Below are 14,523 nucleotides of genomic sequence, written 5' to 3'. Positions count from 1 at the left end.
AGGGCGGGAAGCCGCAATCGGGTGAACCGGAGTTCGCCGTGCCCAGCCGTGCTGAACCCGCGCCGGGCGCCTGCTCGGTGTAGGGTTCGGGGCAGGGACCCCAGACCTCGGTCGCGCCGATCGAGCCGCGTCACGGCTGCCGACGACCGAGGAGGTTCCGCGCATGGCGGAAATCCGCGAGAACGGGCCTTTTCGCCGGGCGGATGCGCCCAGGGAGCGTTTCCGTCCCGCCAGGGCCGGCAGTTCCCGGACGGCTTCCGGCCCGCTTCCGCGGCCGGCCGGTCCTTCTCACGGCATCGGGTGGCGTCCTCCCGCCGCCCGCACTCGACTTGGAGTTCCACAATGGACGAAATGAAACCGGCGGCCCCGCGAGGGCCGGGCCCTCCGCACGGAAGCGATTACGCCGAGCTGTCGGCACTGGTGAAGTCGGCGGGACTGTTCCGCCGCCGTCCGGTGCACTACCTGATCCGCGGCAGCGCGGCCTTGCTGGCTTTCGGCGGGGCCTGGGTGCTGCTCGCGCTCGCCGGCGACGGCTGGTGGCAGCTGGGCACCGCTCTGCTGCTGGCGGTCGCCTACACGCAGCTTTCGTTCCTCGGCCACGACGCCGGGCACAAGCAGATCTTCCGGGGCCGCCGCGCGAACGACGCGGTCGGCACGGGACTGGCCGGACTGGTCGGCCTGAGCTACGGCTGGTGGGTGGGCAAGCACAACCGGCATCACGCGAACCCGAATCTCGAGGACTCCGATCCGGACATCGACATTCCCGCGCTGGCGTTCAGCACCGGCCAGGGCCGCGCGAAGGCGGGTTTCCTGCGCTGGATGGCGAAATACCAGGCGTTCCTGTTCTTTCCCTTGCTGCTGCTGGAAGGCCTCGACCTGCACTGGTCGGGGATCAAGGCGGTGTGGCACGGCGGGATCAAGTCGCGGAGACTGGACGCGGTGCTGCTGACCGGTCATCTGGCCGCGTATCTCGCGGCGGTGTTCCTGCTGCTGCCGCCGGGGATCGCGGTCGTGTTCATCGCGGTGCACCACGCCGCGTGGGGCGTCTACATGGGATGCTCGTTCGCGCCCAACCACAAGGCGATGCCGCACCTGGAGCAGGGCCACCGGCTGGACTTCCTCCGCCGCCAGGTGCTGACCTCGCACAACGTCCGCGGCGGCCACTGGATGACGTACGCGCTCGGCGGGCTGAACTACCAGATCGAGCACCACCTCTTCCCGAACATCCCGATGGCGACCTTGCGGCGGGCGCAGCCGCTGGTGCGGGACTTCTGCCGCGCCCGCGAGATCAGCTACAGCCAAGGCGGGCTGCTGCGCACCTACGCGGACGTCCTGCGGCATTTGCACCAGGTCGGTTCCCCGCTGCGGGCGGCGCCGGCCGGCGGGGGCGGTTCCCGATGACGGCGGGGCGGAGCCGGGAAACAGCGGCCCGGGTGACGATGAAGCGGGCCGGCGCCGAACGCGGGCACGTCGACGGCGGCTGGTGGCCGCGTTCGGCTGACCTGGCCGCCGAACTGCCCGCACTGGCCGCCGCGCTCGAAGAGTGGGTGGGCTCGGTGGCCCGCGTGTCGTATCACCTGGACACCTGGGGCCCGGCCGCGCGCAAAGTCCGCCTCGGCGACCGGACCGTGCGGCTGGAAGGGTTCCGGGAGACGGATCCGGACACCGTCATAGTGCTCGGGACGGACTCCCGCCGGGTGAGCCTGCTGGTGGTGCCGGAGGAAGTCCCCGGCGGGGCGGCCCGCGCGGTGCTGCGCTCGGCCGCGGACGGCGATTCCACCGCCACCGCGGCGGAAATCCTGTCCGCCAACGGCGCGGCCGGAACACGGTGACTGCGATGTCCATTGTGGACTGCCAACGGCCGCGGGCCGGCCAGCGCGGAGACCGGAGATGAACAGCCTGCGCGCCGCGCCGCCGCCCGCGGCCCGGCCCGCCGGCACCTGCCCGGTGTGCCGGCACGAGAAGACCGGGCACGACGCGATCGCGGAACGCTTCTGCGCCGCGACCGCGGCGGCCGGACACCACCGCGGCTGCGCTTGCGCCGCGGGAAGCACGGAAACCGCTGAAGAGGACGGGAACATGGCCCGCGAGCTCGACTACGTTTCACGGTACGACCAGCGGCTCGCGGCGGTACGGGACGTGCTCAAACAAGACACCGGCCTGACCGACGCCGCCTGCCAGGCTTTGGCGGCGCGGCTGCTGCACCTTCTCGACGAGGCGCCGGAACAACTGCGACGCTGACGGCCTTCGCGCGTCCGGGCCGTCCCGCGTCGGTGAGGGGTGCGGGAGTCCGGCCTCGGCCAGGGGCTGGCCGGAACCCTTGCCGATCGCTGTTGCGCGGGCTCCCCGGCCGTGAACACGGTGGTGAGCGGAGACGGCTCGAACGGTGTGGTGAGCGGAGGAGGCTCGAACGAGGCGGCTCTCGTCGAAGCGGGCCACATCGGAAGCCCGGCCACAGCGCCCGCGGCCGAAAGCGAACGCGATTCCGGGCGGGGCTCGTGGGCAGCAGCGCACTCCTCGACCACGCACCCTCGGTGGACTACGCCCGCCGCCATGCCACGGAACTGCCGCGCGAACGAGCCGCAGTGCTAGTGCAGGACTGGCTGTGCACCAGGTAGCAAAAACGCCCCCGCGATCAACCGCGGGAGCGCTTCCGCGCCACTACGCAGCCACCCTTCGTCTGGATCCTCCACCAGCAGTGCTGCCGGGAAACGGAGCCCGCGCACGGCTGGACACCAGTTCCGTCCGCTCGGCAGGCAATTTCCGGTGCGCTCCCTGGTCTCCGCCGAGGTCCGTGAGGGGAACTCTGAGGGAATCAGATTCCTTCAGAGGGTGTTCCGAAACCCGGGCAGCTAGTCGTTGAGCCTTGTGCTATGTGGCGGCTTGCCCGCCTCCACGCAATGGCCTCCGCGCCACGCCCTTATCGCAGCCGACGCCTGGCCACGCCACTGGGTTTCGAAACACAAGCTCAGGGATCCTCTCACGGACCTTCGCATCCCCGGCCGGGGGAGCAGCGCACTCGGAGGCGGGTCCGGCGGGATGCCCGGGCATTGCGGCGGCAGTGGAGCCCGGCCGGAGCGGCGGTCGTTCGAAGGAGCCGGAGCCACGCGCGCGGCTCCGGCTCCGCACGGGATCAGCCTCGCTTCAGCAGACCCTGCATCTCGGCGATCTCCGCCTGCTGCGCGTCGACGATCCGCTGCGCCAGAGCCTTCGCCCCGGCATCCGCCCCTTGGGCCAGCTCGGTCTTCGCCATCTCGACCGCGCCCTGGTGGTGCTTGATCATCATCTCCAGCCACGACCGGTCGAAGTCCGCACCCTTGGCGGCGTCCAGGCTTTTCATATCGGCGTCCGACATCATGCCGGTCATCTGGTGGTCGCCGGACATTTCGTGGCCGCCGGGCATGGAGTGGCTCGCGGACGGGGCGCCCCAGGCCGTCAGCCAGCCTTGCATCTGCCGGATTTCCGGGTCCTGCGCCTGGTCGATCCGGCCCGCCAGGTCCACCACCTTCGGGTTGCTGCTGCGCGACGGCACCATTTTCGCCATCTCCAGCGCCTGCTGGTGGTGCGGGACCATCTGCTGGGCGAACGCGACATCAGCGGCGTTGTGCCCCGCCTGCGCACTGGGCGCGGGAGCCGGGGCGTCCGGGCCACCGCACGCGCCGAGCAGGAGCGCGGCGGCCAGCACGGCACCGCCGAAAAAGATTTTGCGCATGAAAAAACCTTCTCTCAAAAGGAAAATTGCGAAGCAAGACCGGAACGGGAATGCCGATCAGGTTCGCAGCACGCAGAGAGAAGTCAGGACGACCCGGCCCCGTCTGTCGGGCGGGCGGTCGGTCGCGGGGGAGCCGCGCGTGCCGTCGAAGGCCGCGGTCACGGCGGTGTACCGGCGGAACGCCAGCAGGCCGAGGACGAGCGCGCCGGCGGCGTACAGGACCGCCAGGCAGAGATGCAGCATCGAGTGCTCGCCGGCGGGCATGCCGGAGTCGGCGGCCGGGGCGGTCGAATGCGTCTCGACGGACACCTGGCTCGTCATGGCGTGCCCGGCGGCGGGGGAGGGCGCGTGGTGCATCACGGCGACGCCCAGCGCCAGCGCGAACAGCAGCAGCACCCGCTGCACGCTGCCGAGCCGGGACGTCGCCATGGGGCCAACCGTACCCGGCACCAGGGAGTCAGCGCGGGGCGGACAAACCGGTCACGCTCAGTGGTCGGCGAACGCGTCCCGTATCGGAAGTTGAACATTCACTCAACCGGGTTCCAGCCCGTGGCGCCGAGGCTGCCCCCGCTCGCCCGGGGCCGGGGTGTGCTACTAGGTTCGAGGGGGCAAGACTTGATGTCGAAGACAGAAGGAGGGCCCATGGCCCGGTACGAGCTGCCCGAACTCGATTACGACTACGGTGCTCTCGCGCCGCACATCTCCGGTGAGATCAACGAGCTGCACCACAGCAAGCACCACGCGACCTACGTCAAGGGCGCGAACGACACGCTGGACAAGCTCGCCGCCGCGCGGGAGGCGGGCGACTTCGGCTCGATCGTGGGGCTGGAGACGACGCTGGCGTTCAACCTGGCCGGGCACGCCAACCACGTCGTGTGGTGGAAGATCCTCTCGCCGGAGGGCGGGGACAAGCCGACCGGCGAGCTGGCCGCGGCGATCGACGAGGCGTTCGGCTCGTTCGACAAGTTCAAGGCCCAGTTCACCGCGGTGTCCACCACGATCCAGGGCAACGGGTGGGGCGCGCTGTCGTGGGATCCGATCGGCAAGACGCTGATCACCCAGCAGCTGCGCGACCACCACAACAACCTGATCCTGCCGACCGTGCCGATCCTGCTGGTCGACGTCTGGGAGCACGCGTTCTACCTCGACTACAAGAACGTGAAGCCGGACTACGTCAACGCCCTGTGGAACGTCTTCAACTGGGCCGAGATCAGCAAGCGCTTCGACAACGCCGTCGCCGGCGGCAACGGCCTGCTGCTCAGCTGAGTCCGACGCACTGAAGGCACCGGAAACGGGGTCCGGCCCACGCGGCCGGGCCCCGTTTCGCACGTTCGGCGCACTCCTCGCCCGGGTGGGGGAAAAGCGCTGCGGCAAATGTCGGGAACTGCTGCTCCGCCGCGTCCGGCAACGCCTGCACGGCCCGGTTCCCGGTGCATCCGGGCGTGCACGCCGCACGCCCGCCGAATGCGCCGATCCGGCGGGACGATTTGCCCGCGTTCGCGGTTCCGCTTAACCGCGGGTGGAAGCGCCACCTGATTCAGCGAGATTCGCTGGCATTCGGTGGGTTCTTTCCGCAACCGGAAAAAGCGCCTGGACAGCGGCGGATCGGCGCGGCACTCTGGAAGCGCAACCATGTCGGGGGGCAGGGGGAGCCACATGGCGTTGCGCATTCATTTCACCGACGACGATTTCGGCCGGACGAGGCGGCGCACCGGCCCCGATCCGCTGTGGGAACTGGTGCTGAGCCTGACCGCGCTGCAGAGCCGCCGCCCGGCGGGCGGGCCGCGGGTCTGGTCCGCGCGCGCCCGCAAGCAGCTGCGCCGGGAAGGGCTGCTGCCGCACCCCCGTCCGGTGCCCGCGCTGGAACTGCGCACCCGGGCGGTGAAGGCGCTGCCGCCGGGAGGACAGTCCGGCGCCGGCGAGGCGGCGGTCCGCCGCACGGGTGCGCTGAGACCGGCGGACCGGCGGCGGGAGATCGGCCCGGTCGCCGGGGACGGCGTCGTACACGTGGAGAAAACGAAGCTGCGTGCCGGTCTTCAAACGTTTTTCGTGCACGGGACCGCGCCGTCGTGGGCCGGGGAGCTGGCCGAGCGGGCGCTGCTCGGGGCGGTGCCCGCGTCGTACCCCGCTGCGCGGGCCGCGGTCCGGCCGTCCGCCGGAGACGAACGCGTCGCGCCGATCCGCTGGGAGCGCCCGGAAACTTCCGGCGAACCTTCCGCGGACCGCAGTGTCTACTTCGGAGGCTTGCTCGTGATCCCGGCGTATTTCCGGGTCGTGGAACCGGATCCGGCGACCGGACCACCGCCGCCGGTGGTACTGGCCCGGCGCGCGCTCGAGGCCGCCCCGGACCCGCTGCCGGACCTGCTCGGCCCGACCCGGGCCCGTGCGCTGCACGCGCTGGCGGTCCCGCGGTCCACGGCGGAACTGGCCGGGGAGATCGGCGTGACCCCGGACGCGGCGGGCAAGCACGCGGGGGTCCTGCGCCGCGCCGGATTGGTGGAGAGCCGGAGGGACGGGAATACCGTCCGGCACGCGGTGACGGCCACCGGGCAGGCGTTGCTGAGCGCGTCCGGCGGACGGCGGGAATGAGGGTGCGGCCCGGAAAAACCTCACGTACTGGCGGAAGACAGCGGCAATAAACGACGGGCCGGGCACCTGCTCTGTGTGGCGTTACCCACGAATGAGTGAAAAGAATGGGTGAAATCGGGCGGCGGCCGCGACGTCGCTTGCCCGTGCCGGACGCCTTTTCCTGCGACTTGGGCACATTTGTCCCCCAACCCTGCCGCGTTCCGGGTTTTCCCGGCATTCTCGGTGCATGGCTTCTGCTGGTTTCCGCGCGTCCGCGGTGCGCGGTCGCGCGGTCCTCCTCCCGGTACTGGCCGCGGCCGTCGCGGTCTCGGCGCTGGCCGGGGTCTGGCTGGGCCTGTGGATCCACCGGGAGGGCTCGGCGGCGATCGACCGCGCGCCCGGCCGGACGATAGTCGCCGCCGTCGAACCCGGATCCGGTGCGCTGCGCGGAACCGAGGGCGCCGCGATGCCCGACACCCGGCGCGTCCGGTGGACCGCCCCGGACGGCGGCACCGAGGAAGCGAACATCCCGCTGCGTTCCGATCCGGCGGCGCGTGGTTTGACGCGGGTGCGGGTGGATGCGCGGGGTCAGTTGCGGTCGTCGTCGCCGGATCGGGCGGATGTGTGGTCGGTTTCGGTGCTGACGACGGTGGCGTGGGAGATGGTGACGGCGATCGCGGGGTTCGCGGTGTTCCGTCGTTTCGCGCGGGGGCGGGCCGTCGTCTGAGGGGTCGGCGCGGGCGGTGCGGAGGAGGCGAACATTCCGCTGCGTTCCGATCCGGCGGCGCGTGGTTTGACGCGGGTGCGGGTGGATGCGCGGGGTCAGTTGCGGTCGTCGTCGCCGGATCGGGCGGATGTGTGGTCGGTTTCGGTGCTGACGACGGTGGCGTGGGAGACGGTGACGGCGATCGCGGGGTTCGCGGTGTTCCGTCGTTTCGCGCGGGGGCCCGCCGTCGTCTGAGGGGTCAGCGCCAGCGGCAGCGGTAGAACCAGACGATCGCGAGCGGGATGGCGGTCGTGAGCACCGCGCCCGCCGCGATCGGCGGGGCCGAGCCCATGCCGAAGCCGACCACCAGGGTGACCAGGCCGGTCAGGAACACGCTCAGCACGCCGAGCGCGGCCGCGGCGAAGGCGAACGCCGGCATCGGGCGGAACTTCTCGAACCGGCGGGCGAGACGGGGATTCTCCCGGGCGAGGCAGCGCTCGATCTCGTCCAGCTGGTGTTGTTCGTGGTCGCGCAGCGCCATCGTCCGCTCCGCCCGTCGACCTGGCCGGGACTTCTCCGCTGATTCTGCCACGAAACGCGGCCGGAATCCGGGGCCGAATCCGATTCGGCGCCCCGGGCGGGCGAGTCCGCGGGCGACGGCGCGGGGCGGCCCGCCGCGCCGTCGCCCGCGCGGGTCAGTCGCGGCGGCGGCCGCCGGCGATGAGCCGGTAGCCGGTCAGGATGACCAGCGCGCCGAGCACCGCGAGACCCCACGTGCGCAGGTCGAAGAACGTCCCGAGCTGGGTGTGGAACAGCATTTTGCCGATCCACCCGCCCACGAACGCGCCTCCGATCCCGAGCAGGATGGTGATGATGCAGCCGCCCGGGTCCTTGCCCGGCATGAGGGCCTTCGCGATCAATCCCGCGATCAGGCCCAGCACGATCCAGCCGACAACGCCCACGTCGGTCCTCTCCTCGGTACGGCGGCGGCCCAGCGGGCCGCCCCTGGCCGGACCAGGATGGCATGGTCCGGCCAGGTGGCGCGCGCCAGCGCCGGGGCCCACGGTCGGGCCCCCTGTCGGCGGCGCCCGCCGGAAATCAGCGGCGAAGGGCGGTTTCCTTCTCCATGTGCGACAGCTTCGCCGGATTCCGCACCGCGTACAGGCCGGTGATCTTGCCCTCGTCGATCCGCAGCGTGAGGACAGTGTCGACCTCTCCGTCGAGCTTCAGCACCAGCGCCGGGTGGCCGTTGACCTGCGTCGGGCGCAGCGGCGCCGGAATCTGGGCGCTCCCGGCGGCCAGCAGCCGCGCGACCTTGTCCGCGCCGACGATCGGCCGCAGCACCGCCTGCTTCACGCCGCCGCCGTCGCCGAGGAAGACGACGTCCGGGGCGAGCAGGTCGAGCAGTCCCTGCAGGTCGCCGGTCTCGACGGCCTTCTGGAACGCGGCGAGCGCGCCGCGGGTTTCGGCGGGGCTGACGTCGCCGCGCGGACGGCGGGCCGCGACGTGCGACCGCGCCCGGTGCCCGATCTGCCGCACCGCGGCCGGGCTTTTGCCCACCGCTTCGGCGATTTCCTCATAGGGCAGGTCGAAGACCTCGCGCAGCACGAACACCGCGCGCTCGGTCGGCCGCAGCGTTTCGAGCACCAGCAGCATCGCCATCGAGACGTGGTCGGCGAGTTCGACGTCCTCGGCGACGTCCGGCGCGGTGAGCAGCGGTTCGGGCAGCCAGGTGCCGACGTAGGACTCCTTGCGCCGGTCGAGCGCGCGCAGCCGGGTCAGCGCCTGGCGGGTGGTGATCCGGACCAGGTAGGCGCGGTGCTCGCGGATCTCGTCGAGGTCGACGCCGGCCCACTTCAGCCAGGTTTCCTGCAGCACGTCCTCGGCGTCGGCGGCCGAGCCGAGCATCTCGTAGGCCACGGTGAACAGCAGGTTCCGGTGGGCGAGGAAGGTCTCGGTGGCGCGGTCCGGGCTCGCTTCGCCGGGTGCTGTCATGGGTGGCTCCTTCGCGTTCTGGGGGTCGATCGCCCATAGGACGCCGGCCGCCGGGGGTTTGTGACAGCGCGTCCGGTGCTGACTTCCCCCGCGGGATGCGAGGGTAGCCGGAGAGGACCCCGGCGGAGAGGAGTTCGCGACGATGGCGGAGCGGGGACCGGACTGGCTGCGGCGGACGTGGGACGAGGCCGCGCCGCGGTACGACCGCGACATCGCGTGGTTCGAGCGGGCGCTGCTCGCCGACGGCCGCGAATGGGTGTGCGGGCAGGCCTCCGGGGAGGTGCTGGAGGTCGCGGTCGGGACCGGCCGGAACCTGCCGCGGTATCCGCCGGACGTGCGGGTGACCGGGATCGACCTCAGCCCGTCGATGCTGGAGCTCGCGCGCCGCCGGGCCGCCGGGAGCGGCCGCGAGGTGACGCTGGCCGAGGCCGACGCGCAGTCGCTTCCGTTCCCGGACCGCACGTTCGACACCGTGGTCTGCACGCTGGGCCTGTGCGGCGTCCCGGACGAACGCGGCGCGCTCGCCGAGATGCACCGGGTGCTGCGGCCGGGCGGGCGGCTGTTGCTGCTGGACCACGTCGGCAGCGACCGCCGGGCGGTTCTCGCGGTGCAACGGCTCTTGGAGAAGCTGACCGTGTGGCGGCTGGGGGATTACCTGACCCGCCGGCCGCTGCCGTTGCTCGCCGCGGCCGGGTTCGAGGTGGAGCGGGCGGAACGCAGCAAGGCCGGGATCGTCGAGCGGGTGGCGGCGCGGAAGAGGTGACCAGTCCTGTACAGTCGTATTGTACGTTCGTATGGGAGGGTGCGATGAACGGAAACGGGAAGCATGTCGCCGCGGGCGCGCTGATGGTGGTCGTCGGCGCGGTGCTGTACTTCGTGTTTCACGACGTCGAGACGCCGGTGATCGGGCTGCGGCAGGTCGGCGTGGTGGTCGGGGTGATCGGGATTCTTGAACTGCTCGGGGTCGCGTGGCGGGCGCGCGCGGGGGCGTCCCGGCGGTGAAGCGCGCCACCCATGTGCTCGACGCGGTGCTGAAGGTGCTGGCAGATCAGGGAATCGGCGCGCTGAGCGTGCGGACCGTCGCCGCGGCGGCGGGGGTATCTCCGGCTCAGGTGCAGTACTACTACCGGACGAAGAGCGACCTCGTGCGCGCCGGTTTCGAGTACGCGGGTGAGCAGTTCCTGGCCGAAATCGAAGCGGCGCAACCGGAAACGATCTCTGGTTTCGTCGAACTCTGGCTGCCGGTGGACGAACCGCGCGCCCGGCGGGCCCGGGTGTGGCTCGCGTACGCGGCGGCGGCCGTGGTGGATCCCGTGCTGCGGAAGGAAAACGCGAAGCTCGATCGCGAGCTGCGGCAGTGGTACGTCGACGCCGGGCTGTCCGAGGACCTGGCGGCGCAGGTGTTCGCGATGATCGACGGCGTGACGCTCCAGTGTCTCTCGCTGCCGATGGCGGAACGCCGGGCGCTGGCCGACCGGACGGTCGGCGCGTTCCTCGCCGCGCTGCCCGGGTAGATGTAACACGTGATACATTCGCCGCTGTGGCAGAGAGCAAATGGCTGGTGCTGGTGGTGCGGGTGCCGTCCGCGCCGTCGCGGCACCGGGTCGCCGTGTGGCGCGAGCTGCGGCGGGTGGGTGCGTTGTCGCTCGGGCAGGGCGCCTGGGCGGTGCCGGACGTGCCCGGGTTCGCCGGCGGCGTCGCGCGGGTCGCTGAGCTGGCGCGGCGCGGCGAGGGCGAGGTCATCACGCTCGACGCCGCGGAACGGGACGGTTCCCGGCTGGTCGAGTTGTTCACTGCCGAGCGGGAAGAGGAGTGGGCGGAGTTCGTCGCCGACTGCGGGAAGTTCGACGCCGAGATCGACAAGGAAATCCGGATCGGCAAGTTCACGATGGCCGAACTGGAGGAGGAAGAGCAGAGCCTCGAGCGGTTGCGGCGCTGGCATCGGGACCTGAAGGCGCGGGACGTGTTCGGCGCGCCCTCGGCGGCCGAGGCCGAACAGCGGCTGAAGCGGTGCGCGGAGCGGCTCGCCGACTACACCGAGCGGGTTTTCCAAGCCCTGCACCAGATGTGAGGTTCCGTCGAGTCGCGGGGTTCGCCGCGGAGGTAAGGGTTCGCGATGCGTTCCGCTGAGCTGCGTCCGCTGTACGCCGCCGGTTTCGTCACCGCGTTCGGCGCGCACAGCATCGCCGCCAGCCTCGGCGCGTACACCCACGGCGATTCGTTGCTGACCTTGGGCTTGCTGTTCGCGGTCTACGACGGCGCCGAGGTCGTGCTGAAGCCGGTGTTCGGGTCGCTGGCCGACCGGATCGGTCCGCGCCCGGTCCTGCTCGGCGGGCTGCTGGCGTTCGCGCTCGCGTCGGCGGCCTTCGTCGTCGCGGGAAATCCGGCCGCGGTCGGGCTGGCGCGGTTCGGCCAGGGCGCGGCCGCGGCGGCCTTCTCGCCCGCGGCGGGGGCGTTGGTCGCCCGGCTGTCGCCGGCGAAACGGCAGGGGCGGGCGTTCGGGGGTTACGGGGCGTGGAAGAGCGTCGGCTACACGGCTGGTCCGTTGCTCGGCGGCGTGCTGATCATGCTGGGCGGGTTTTCCTTGCTGTTCGGCACTCTCGCGGTGCTGGCCTTCGCGGTCGCCGGGTGGGCCGCGTCGGCGGTGCCCGCGCCGGAGCCGTTGCCGCGGCAGCGCCAGACCGTCCTCGACCTGGCCCGGCGGCTCGTCGAACCCGGGTTCCTGCGGCCGGCCGCGGTGCTGGCCGGCACGACGGGGGCGCTCGCGGTCGGGATCGGATTCCTGCCGGTGGCCGGGGCGGCGAGCGGGCTCGGCACGGTGGCGACGGGCGCGGTGGTGTCGGTGCTGGCGCTGTGTTCCGCGCTGGTGCAGCCGTGGGCAGGCCGGCTCCGGGACGCCGGGCGGATCCCGGACGGCTGGGGGATGGCCGGCGGACTGCTGCTGACCGCGGCCGGACTGGCGCTGGGCGGCTTGGCGCCGGGCATCGCGGGCGTGGCGGCCGCGGCGGTGGCGATCGGCGTCGGGGTCGGGGTGGCTACGCCGATCGGGTTCGCGCACCTGGCGGGTTCCGCGCCGAAGGAACGGCTGGGACAGACGATGGGAGCGGCCGAGGTCGGCCGGGAACTGGGCGACGCGGGCGGACCGCTGCTGGTCGGAGCGCTCGCGTCGGCGGCGACGCTGGGCGCGGGATTCGGCGGGCTGGCTGTGGTGCTGGCGGTGGTCGGTTTGGTGGTGGCTGGCTTTCGGAAATCGTGAGGGAACCCTGGGGAGACTGATTCCCTGCGAGGGTGTGGCGGGACCTGGTGTTCGGTGCGGCGTCGCGTGATCTCGCGTCGTGGAGCACGGCGTAGTGGGTGTTCGCGGCCTGAGCGGCGGACGGGGCAACGCGTCCACGATGTACTGCGCGAGCAGGCCCGCGAACGCGACGGTCAGCCGGTAGCGATGGCCGGGTCGCTGAGCGAGGCCTGGCCGGTTTCCGCATGCCCCGCGAAGCGGCGGACGAACCGTCCGTCGTGGTCGGCTTTCACCGTGATGTCGTACCAGCCGTGGGCCACTCCCCATTTCGGCACCGCGCGGGTAGTGCCCGGGGCGAGGGTGTACTGGTATGTCTCGGCGGGTGCGTAAGCATCCACCCCGGTGAAGGTGACGGTACGGCTGGTCGGGTTCTTGAACGTCACCGTCACGTACCCGGCGGCGTGCCGGGCGGTGACCTCCGGGCCCAGCCCGCCGATCGTTCCGGCCTGTTCGCGGAGCCAGCCGTTCGGGCCGAAAACCGAGTACTGGTACCAGTCTCCCGCGCCGCTGGGCAGCCGCCAGCTGTCGGTGACCGACTTGCGGGCTTCCACCGTGTAGGGCCACGGGCCGTCGGAGCGCATCCGGGACGTCACATGGAATCCGGCCCCGGCGGTGCCCAGGTTGGTGAAGGTGAAGTGCATCCGGCCGTCACGGGCTTCGGTGTCCGCGGCCAGATCGTACGGCAGCGGGCGCGCTTTGCGGGCGCCCGGTTCCTGTTTGGGCAGCGAACCTTTCGACGGGGGCACCGGGTGGTAGGTCGGCGGGGTGCTGTGGTCGGCGGGCGGCTGGTAGTCGCCGGTGCCGGGCAGGGGCGGGACGGCGCTGGCGGCCCCGGTGAAGTCGAACGCCGACGTCAGGTCTCCGCACACCGCGCGCCGCCACGGCGAGATGTTCGGGTTGTGCACGCCGAAACGCTTTTCCACGAACTGGATCAGCGAAGTGTGGTCGAAAGTCTGCGAGCAGACCCAGCCGCCGGTGCTCCACGGCGAGATCGCCAGCAGCGGCACGCGCGGGCCGAGTCCGTAAGGCATTCCGGTGGCGTACGACGCGGCCGCGCCGCCTTCGTACCATTCCCCGGCGACGCTCGCGGTCGATTTGCCCCAATTGGCGTCGCGCGGCGGGTACGGCGGGACGACGTGGTCGAAGAAACCGTCGTTCTCGTCGTAGGTGATGAGCAGGACGGTTTTGCTCCACACGTCCGGATTGGACGTGAGCGCGTCGAGTACGCCGGAGACATACCAGGCGCCGTAATTGGCAGGCCACGCCGGATGTTCGCAGTACGCCTCCGGCGCGACGATCCAGGAAACCTGCGGAAGGCGGTTCGCTTTGACGTCCGCGGCGAGGTGGTCGAAAAAGCCGTCGCCCGCGGCGGCGCGGGTGCCGGTGCGCGCTTGGTCGTACAGCGGAGTGCCGGGAGCCGATTTCTGGTATTGGGTCAGGTAAAGCAGCGAATTGTCGCCGTAGTTGCCGAGGTAGGGGTCTTTGGTCCAGCCCCAGCCGTGGTCCTTGTCGAGACCGTCGCCGACGTCCTGGTAGATCTTCCACGAAATCCCGGCCTTTTCCAGGATCTCCGGGAAACTGGTCCAGCCGTAGCCGGATTCTTCGTTGCCCAGCACCGGACCGTTTCCCGAACCGTCGTTTCCGGTCCAGCCGGTGTACATGTAGTACCGGTTCGGGTCGGTCGAGGACAGCATCGAGCAGTGGTAGGCGTCGCAGATGGTGAACGCGTCGGCGAGAGCGTAGTGGAACGGGATGTCCTTGCGCGTCAGATACGCCATCGTGGTGCGGGTTTTCGCCGGGATCCACTTGTCCCACCGGCCGGTGCTCCACGCCGTGTGCGTGCCGTTCCAGTCGTGGTTGAGGTCCTCGATGAAGGTGAGGCCGAGGTTGTCCTCGGCGGGCCGGAACGGCAGCGTTTCGGCGCCGCTGGCGTCGGCCTGGTGCCACACCGGTTTTCCGTTCGGCAGCGAAACCGGGCGCGGGTCGCCGAAGCCGCGGACGCCGTTGAGGGTCCCGAAATAGTGGTCGAACGACCGGTTTTCCTGCATCAGCACGACCACGTGCTCGACGTCCGCGAGGGTGCCGGTGCGCACGGCGGCGGGCACCGAGGCCGCCCGCGCGATGCTCGCGGGCAGCGCCGTGCCCGCGGCGGTGGCCGCGGCCAGGTGCATGAATCTGCGGCGGCTGACCGATGACATCGGTGTCTCCTCGAAAACTCGGGGACAGTTCGCGGACGCGTTCGGGAAT

The 14,523-nt window shown here is 71.3% G+C and carries 17 protein-coding genes; 11 read left to right on the top strand and 6 right to left on the bottom strand.

Annotation, left to right across the window (positions count from 1 at the left end; genetic code table 11):
• The first annotated feature begins 351 nt into the window (after positions 1 to 351).
• Genes F9C11_RS32805 through F9C11_RS32795 form a run of 3 tightly spaced genes read left to right on the top strand, consistent with a single transcriptional unit; the run spans position 352 to position 2,241 of the window.
• Positions 352 to 1,401, top strand: coding sequence for a fatty acid desaturase family protein (locus F9C11_RS32805; RefSeq protein ID WP_409181233.1), 1,050 nt, complete (start codon positions 352 to 354; stop codon positions 1,399 to 1,401).
• 38 nt (positions 1,402 to 1,439) lie between these two features.
• Positions 1,440 to 1,832 carry a DUF5994 family protein gene (locus tag F9C11_RS32800; RefSeq protein WP_409187023.1) on the top strand — a complete coding sequence of 131 codons (393 nt, stop codon included), beginning with the start codon at positions 1,440 to 1,442 and terminating at the stop codon, positions 1,830 to 1,832.
• A 58-nt stretch (positions 1,833 to 1,890) separates the two neighbouring features.
• Positions 1,891 to 2,241 (top strand): RGCVC family protein, encoded by a 351-nt coding sequence (locus F9C11_RS32795; RefSeq protein ID WP_409181232.1) that lies wholly within the window; start codon positions 1,891 to 1,893, stop codon positions 2,239 to 2,241.
• An 892-nt stretch (positions 2,242 to 3,133) separates the two neighbouring features.
• On the opposite strand, the gene F9C11_RS32790 is transcribed toward F9C11_RS32795, so the two are convergent.
• Both F9C11_RS32790 and F9C11_RS32785 read right to left on the bottom strand, forming a co-directional pair.
• A complete protein-coding gene (locus F9C11_RS32790) occupies positions 3,134 to 3,712 on the bottom strand; it encodes a DUF305 domain-containing protein (protein ID WP_409181231.1) in 579 nt (192 codons plus the stop codon).
• A 57-nt stretch (positions 3,713 to 3,769) separates the two neighbouring features.
• Positions 3,770 to 4,141 (bottom strand): hypothetical protein, encoded by a 372-nt coding sequence (locus tag F9C11_RS32785; RefSeq protein ID WP_409181230.1) that lies wholly within the window; start codon positions 4,139 to 4,141, stop codon positions 3,770 to 3,772.
• A 213-nt stretch (positions 4,142 to 4,354) separates the two neighbouring features.
• On the opposite strand from F9C11_RS32785, the gene F9C11_RS32780 reads away from it, so the two are divergent.
• The 3 genes from F9C11_RS32780 to F9C11_RS32770 all read left to right on the top strand — a co-directional run bounded on the left by F9C11_RS32780 (position 4,355) and on the right by F9C11_RS32770 (position 7,007).
• A complete protein-coding gene (locus F9C11_RS32780; protein WP_409181229.1) occupies positions 4,355 to 4,978 on the top strand; it encodes a superoxide dismutase in 624 nt (207 codons plus the stop codon).
• A gap of 390 nt (positions 4,979 to 5,368) precedes the next feature.
• A complete protein-coding gene (locus tag F9C11_RS32775; RefSeq protein ID WP_409181228.1) occupies positions 5,369 to 6,301 on the top strand; it encodes a winged helix-turn-helix domain-containing protein in 933 nt (310 codons plus the stop codon).
• A 226-nt stretch (positions 6,302 to 6,527) separates the two neighbouring features.
• Positions 6,528 to 7,007 carry a hypothetical protein gene (locus tag F9C11_RS32770; protein ID WP_409181227.1) on the top strand — a complete coding sequence of 160 codons (480 nt, stop codon included), beginning with the start codon at positions 6,528 to 6,530 and terminating at the stop codon, positions 7,005 to 7,007.
• A 238-nt stretch (positions 7,008 to 7,245) separates the two neighbouring features.
• On the opposite strand, the gene F9C11_RS32765 is transcribed toward F9C11_RS32770, so the two are convergent.
• The 3 genes from F9C11_RS32765 to F9C11_RS32755 all read right to left on the bottom strand — a co-directional run bounded on the left by F9C11_RS32765 (position 7,246) and on the right by F9C11_RS32755 (position 8,981).
• Positions 7,246 to 7,527, bottom strand: coding sequence for a DUF3040 domain-containing protein (locus F9C11_RS32765; RefSeq protein WP_409181226.1), 282 nt, complete (start codon positions 7,525 to 7,527; stop codon positions 7,246 to 7,248).
• A 154-nt stretch (positions 7,528 to 7,681) separates the two neighbouring features.
• Positions 7,682 to 7,948, bottom strand: a complete 267-nt coding sequence (locus tag F9C11_RS32760) for a GlsB/YeaQ/YmgE family stress response membrane protein (RefSeq protein ID WP_409181225.1) — start codon at positions 7,946 to 7,948, stop codon at positions 7,682 to 7,684.
• 136 nt (positions 7,949 to 8,084) lie between these two features.
• The gene (locus F9C11_RS32755) at positions 8,085 to 8,981 is read right to left on the bottom strand and encodes an RNA polymerase sigma-70 factor (protein WP_409181224.1); all 897 of its coding nucleotides are present in this window, start codon (positions 8,979 to 8,981) and stop codon (positions 8,085 to 8,087) included.
• 142 nt (positions 8,982 to 9,123) lie between these two features.
• Between F9C11_RS32755 and F9C11_RS32750 the strand changes: the two genes are divergently transcribed.
• From F9C11_RS32750 to F9C11_RS32730, 5 genes are read left to right on the top strand one after another with little or no spacing between them, the layout of a single operon-like run.
• Positions 9,124 to 9,744 (top strand): class I SAM-dependent methyltransferase, encoded by a 621-nt coding sequence (locus F9C11_RS32750; protein WP_409181223.1) that lies wholly within the window; start codon positions 9,124 to 9,126, stop codon positions 9,742 to 9,744.
• Between the two features lie 44 nt (positions 9,745 to 9,788).
• Positions 9,789 to 9,983: a DUF5708 family protein gene (locus F9C11_RS32745; RefSeq protein WP_409181222.1), complete on the top strand. Its 195-nt coding sequence runs from the start codon at positions 9,789 to 9,791 to the stop codon at positions 9,981 to 9,983.
• Positions 9,980 to 10,495: a TetR/AcrR family transcriptional regulator gene (locus F9C11_RS32740; RefSeq protein WP_409181221.1), complete on the top strand. Its 516-nt coding sequence runs from the start codon at positions 9,980 to 9,982 to the stop codon at positions 10,493 to 10,495. The genes F9C11_RS32745 and F9C11_RS32740 overlap by 4 nt, the downstream gene beginning before the upstream one ends.
• Positions 10,496 to 10,521: 26 nt before the next feature.
• Positions 10,522 to 11,052, top strand: a complete 531-nt coding sequence (locus tag F9C11_RS32735) for a Chromate resistance protein ChrB (protein ID WP_409181220.1) — start codon at positions 10,522 to 10,524, stop codon at positions 11,050 to 11,052.
• Between the two features lie 45 nt (positions 11,053 to 11,097).
• Entirely contained in the window at positions 11,098 to 12,237 is a 1,140-nt protein-coding gene (locus F9C11_RS32730) for an MFS transporter (RefSeq protein ID WP_409181219.1), read from the top strand.
• A gap of 173 nt (positions 12,238 to 12,410) precedes the next feature.
• Here F9C11_RS32730 and F9C11_RS32725 read toward each other — a convergent pair whose 3' ends face one another.
• Positions 12,411 to 14,474 carry a phosphocholine-specific phospholipase C gene (locus F9C11_RS32725; protein WP_409181218.1) on the bottom strand — a complete coding sequence of 688 codons (2,064 nt, stop codon included), beginning with the start codon at positions 14,472 to 14,474 and terminating at the stop codon, positions 12,411 to 12,413.
• Positions 14,475 to 14,523: the final 49 nt, after the last annotated feature.

The sequence above is a fragment of the Amycolatopsis sp. VS8301801F10 genome (genome assembly GCF_046195355.1).
Taxonomy (GTDB): Bacteria; Actinomycetota; Actinomycetes; order Mycobacteriales; family Pseudonocardiaceae; genus Amycolatopsis.
Note: the sequence above shows the minus strand (reverse complement) of the source record. Positions and strands in the feature narration are given on the sequence as shown.

Excerpts from the sequence above, each read along its gene's own strand:
- F9C11_RS32755 (WP_409181224.1), bottom strand. The coding sequence starts at position 8,981 with ATGACAGCACCCGGCGAAGCGAGCCCGGACCGCGCCACCGAGACCTTC.
- F9C11_RS32805 (WP_409181233.1), top strand. The coding sequence starts at position 352 with ATGAAACCGGCGGCCCCGCGAGGGCCGGGCCCTCCGCACGGAAGCGAT.
- F9C11_RS32780 (WP_409181229.1), top strand. The coding sequence starts at position 4,355 with ATGGCCCGGTACGAGCTGCCCGAACTCGATTACGACTACGGTGCTCTC.
- F9C11_RS32790 (WP_409181231.1), bottom strand. The coding sequence starts at position 3,712 with ATGCGCAAAATCTTTTTCGGCGGTGCCGTGCTGGCCGCCGCGCTCCTG.
- F9C11_RS32770 (WP_409181227.1), top strand. The coding sequence starts at position 6,528 with ATGGCTTCTGCTGGTTTCCGCGCGTCCGCGGTGCGCGGTCGCGCGGTC.
- F9C11_RS32775 (WP_409181228.1), top strand. The coding sequence starts at position 5,369 with ATGGCGTTGCGCATTCATTTCACCGACGACGATTTCGGCCGGACGAGG.
- F9C11_RS32765 (WP_409181226.1), bottom strand. The coding sequence starts at position 7,527 with ATGGCGCTGCGCGACCACGAACAACACCAGCTGGACGAGATCGAGCGC.
- F9C11_RS32725 (WP_409181218.1), bottom strand. The coding sequence starts at position 14,474 with ATGTCATCGGTCAGCCGCCGCAGATTCATGCACCTGGCCGCGGCCACC.
- F9C11_RS32800 (WP_409187023.1), top strand. The coding sequence starts at position 1,440 with ATGAAGCGGGCCGGCGCCGAACGCGGGCACGTCGACGGCGGCTGGTGG.
- F9C11_RS32785 (WP_409181230.1), bottom strand. The coding sequence starts at position 4,141 with ATGGCGACGTCCCGGCTCGGCAGCGTGCAGCGGGTGCTGCTGCTGTTC.
- F9C11_RS32750 (WP_409181223.1), top strand. The coding sequence starts at position 9,124 with ATGGCGGAGCGGGGACCGGACTGGCTGCGGCGGACGTGGGACGAGGCC.
- F9C11_RS32795 (WP_409181232.1), top strand. The coding sequence starts at position 1,891 with ATGAACAGCCTGCGCGCCGCGCCGCCGCCCGCGGCCCGGCCCGCCGGC.
- F9C11_RS32745 (WP_409181222.1), top strand. The coding sequence starts at position 9,789 with ATGAACGGAAACGGGAAGCATGTCGCCGCGGGCGCGCTGATGGTGGTC.
- F9C11_RS32730 (WP_409181219.1), top strand. The coding sequence starts at position 11,098 with ATGCGTTCCGCTGAGCTGCGTCCGCTGTACGCCGCCGGTTTCGTCACC.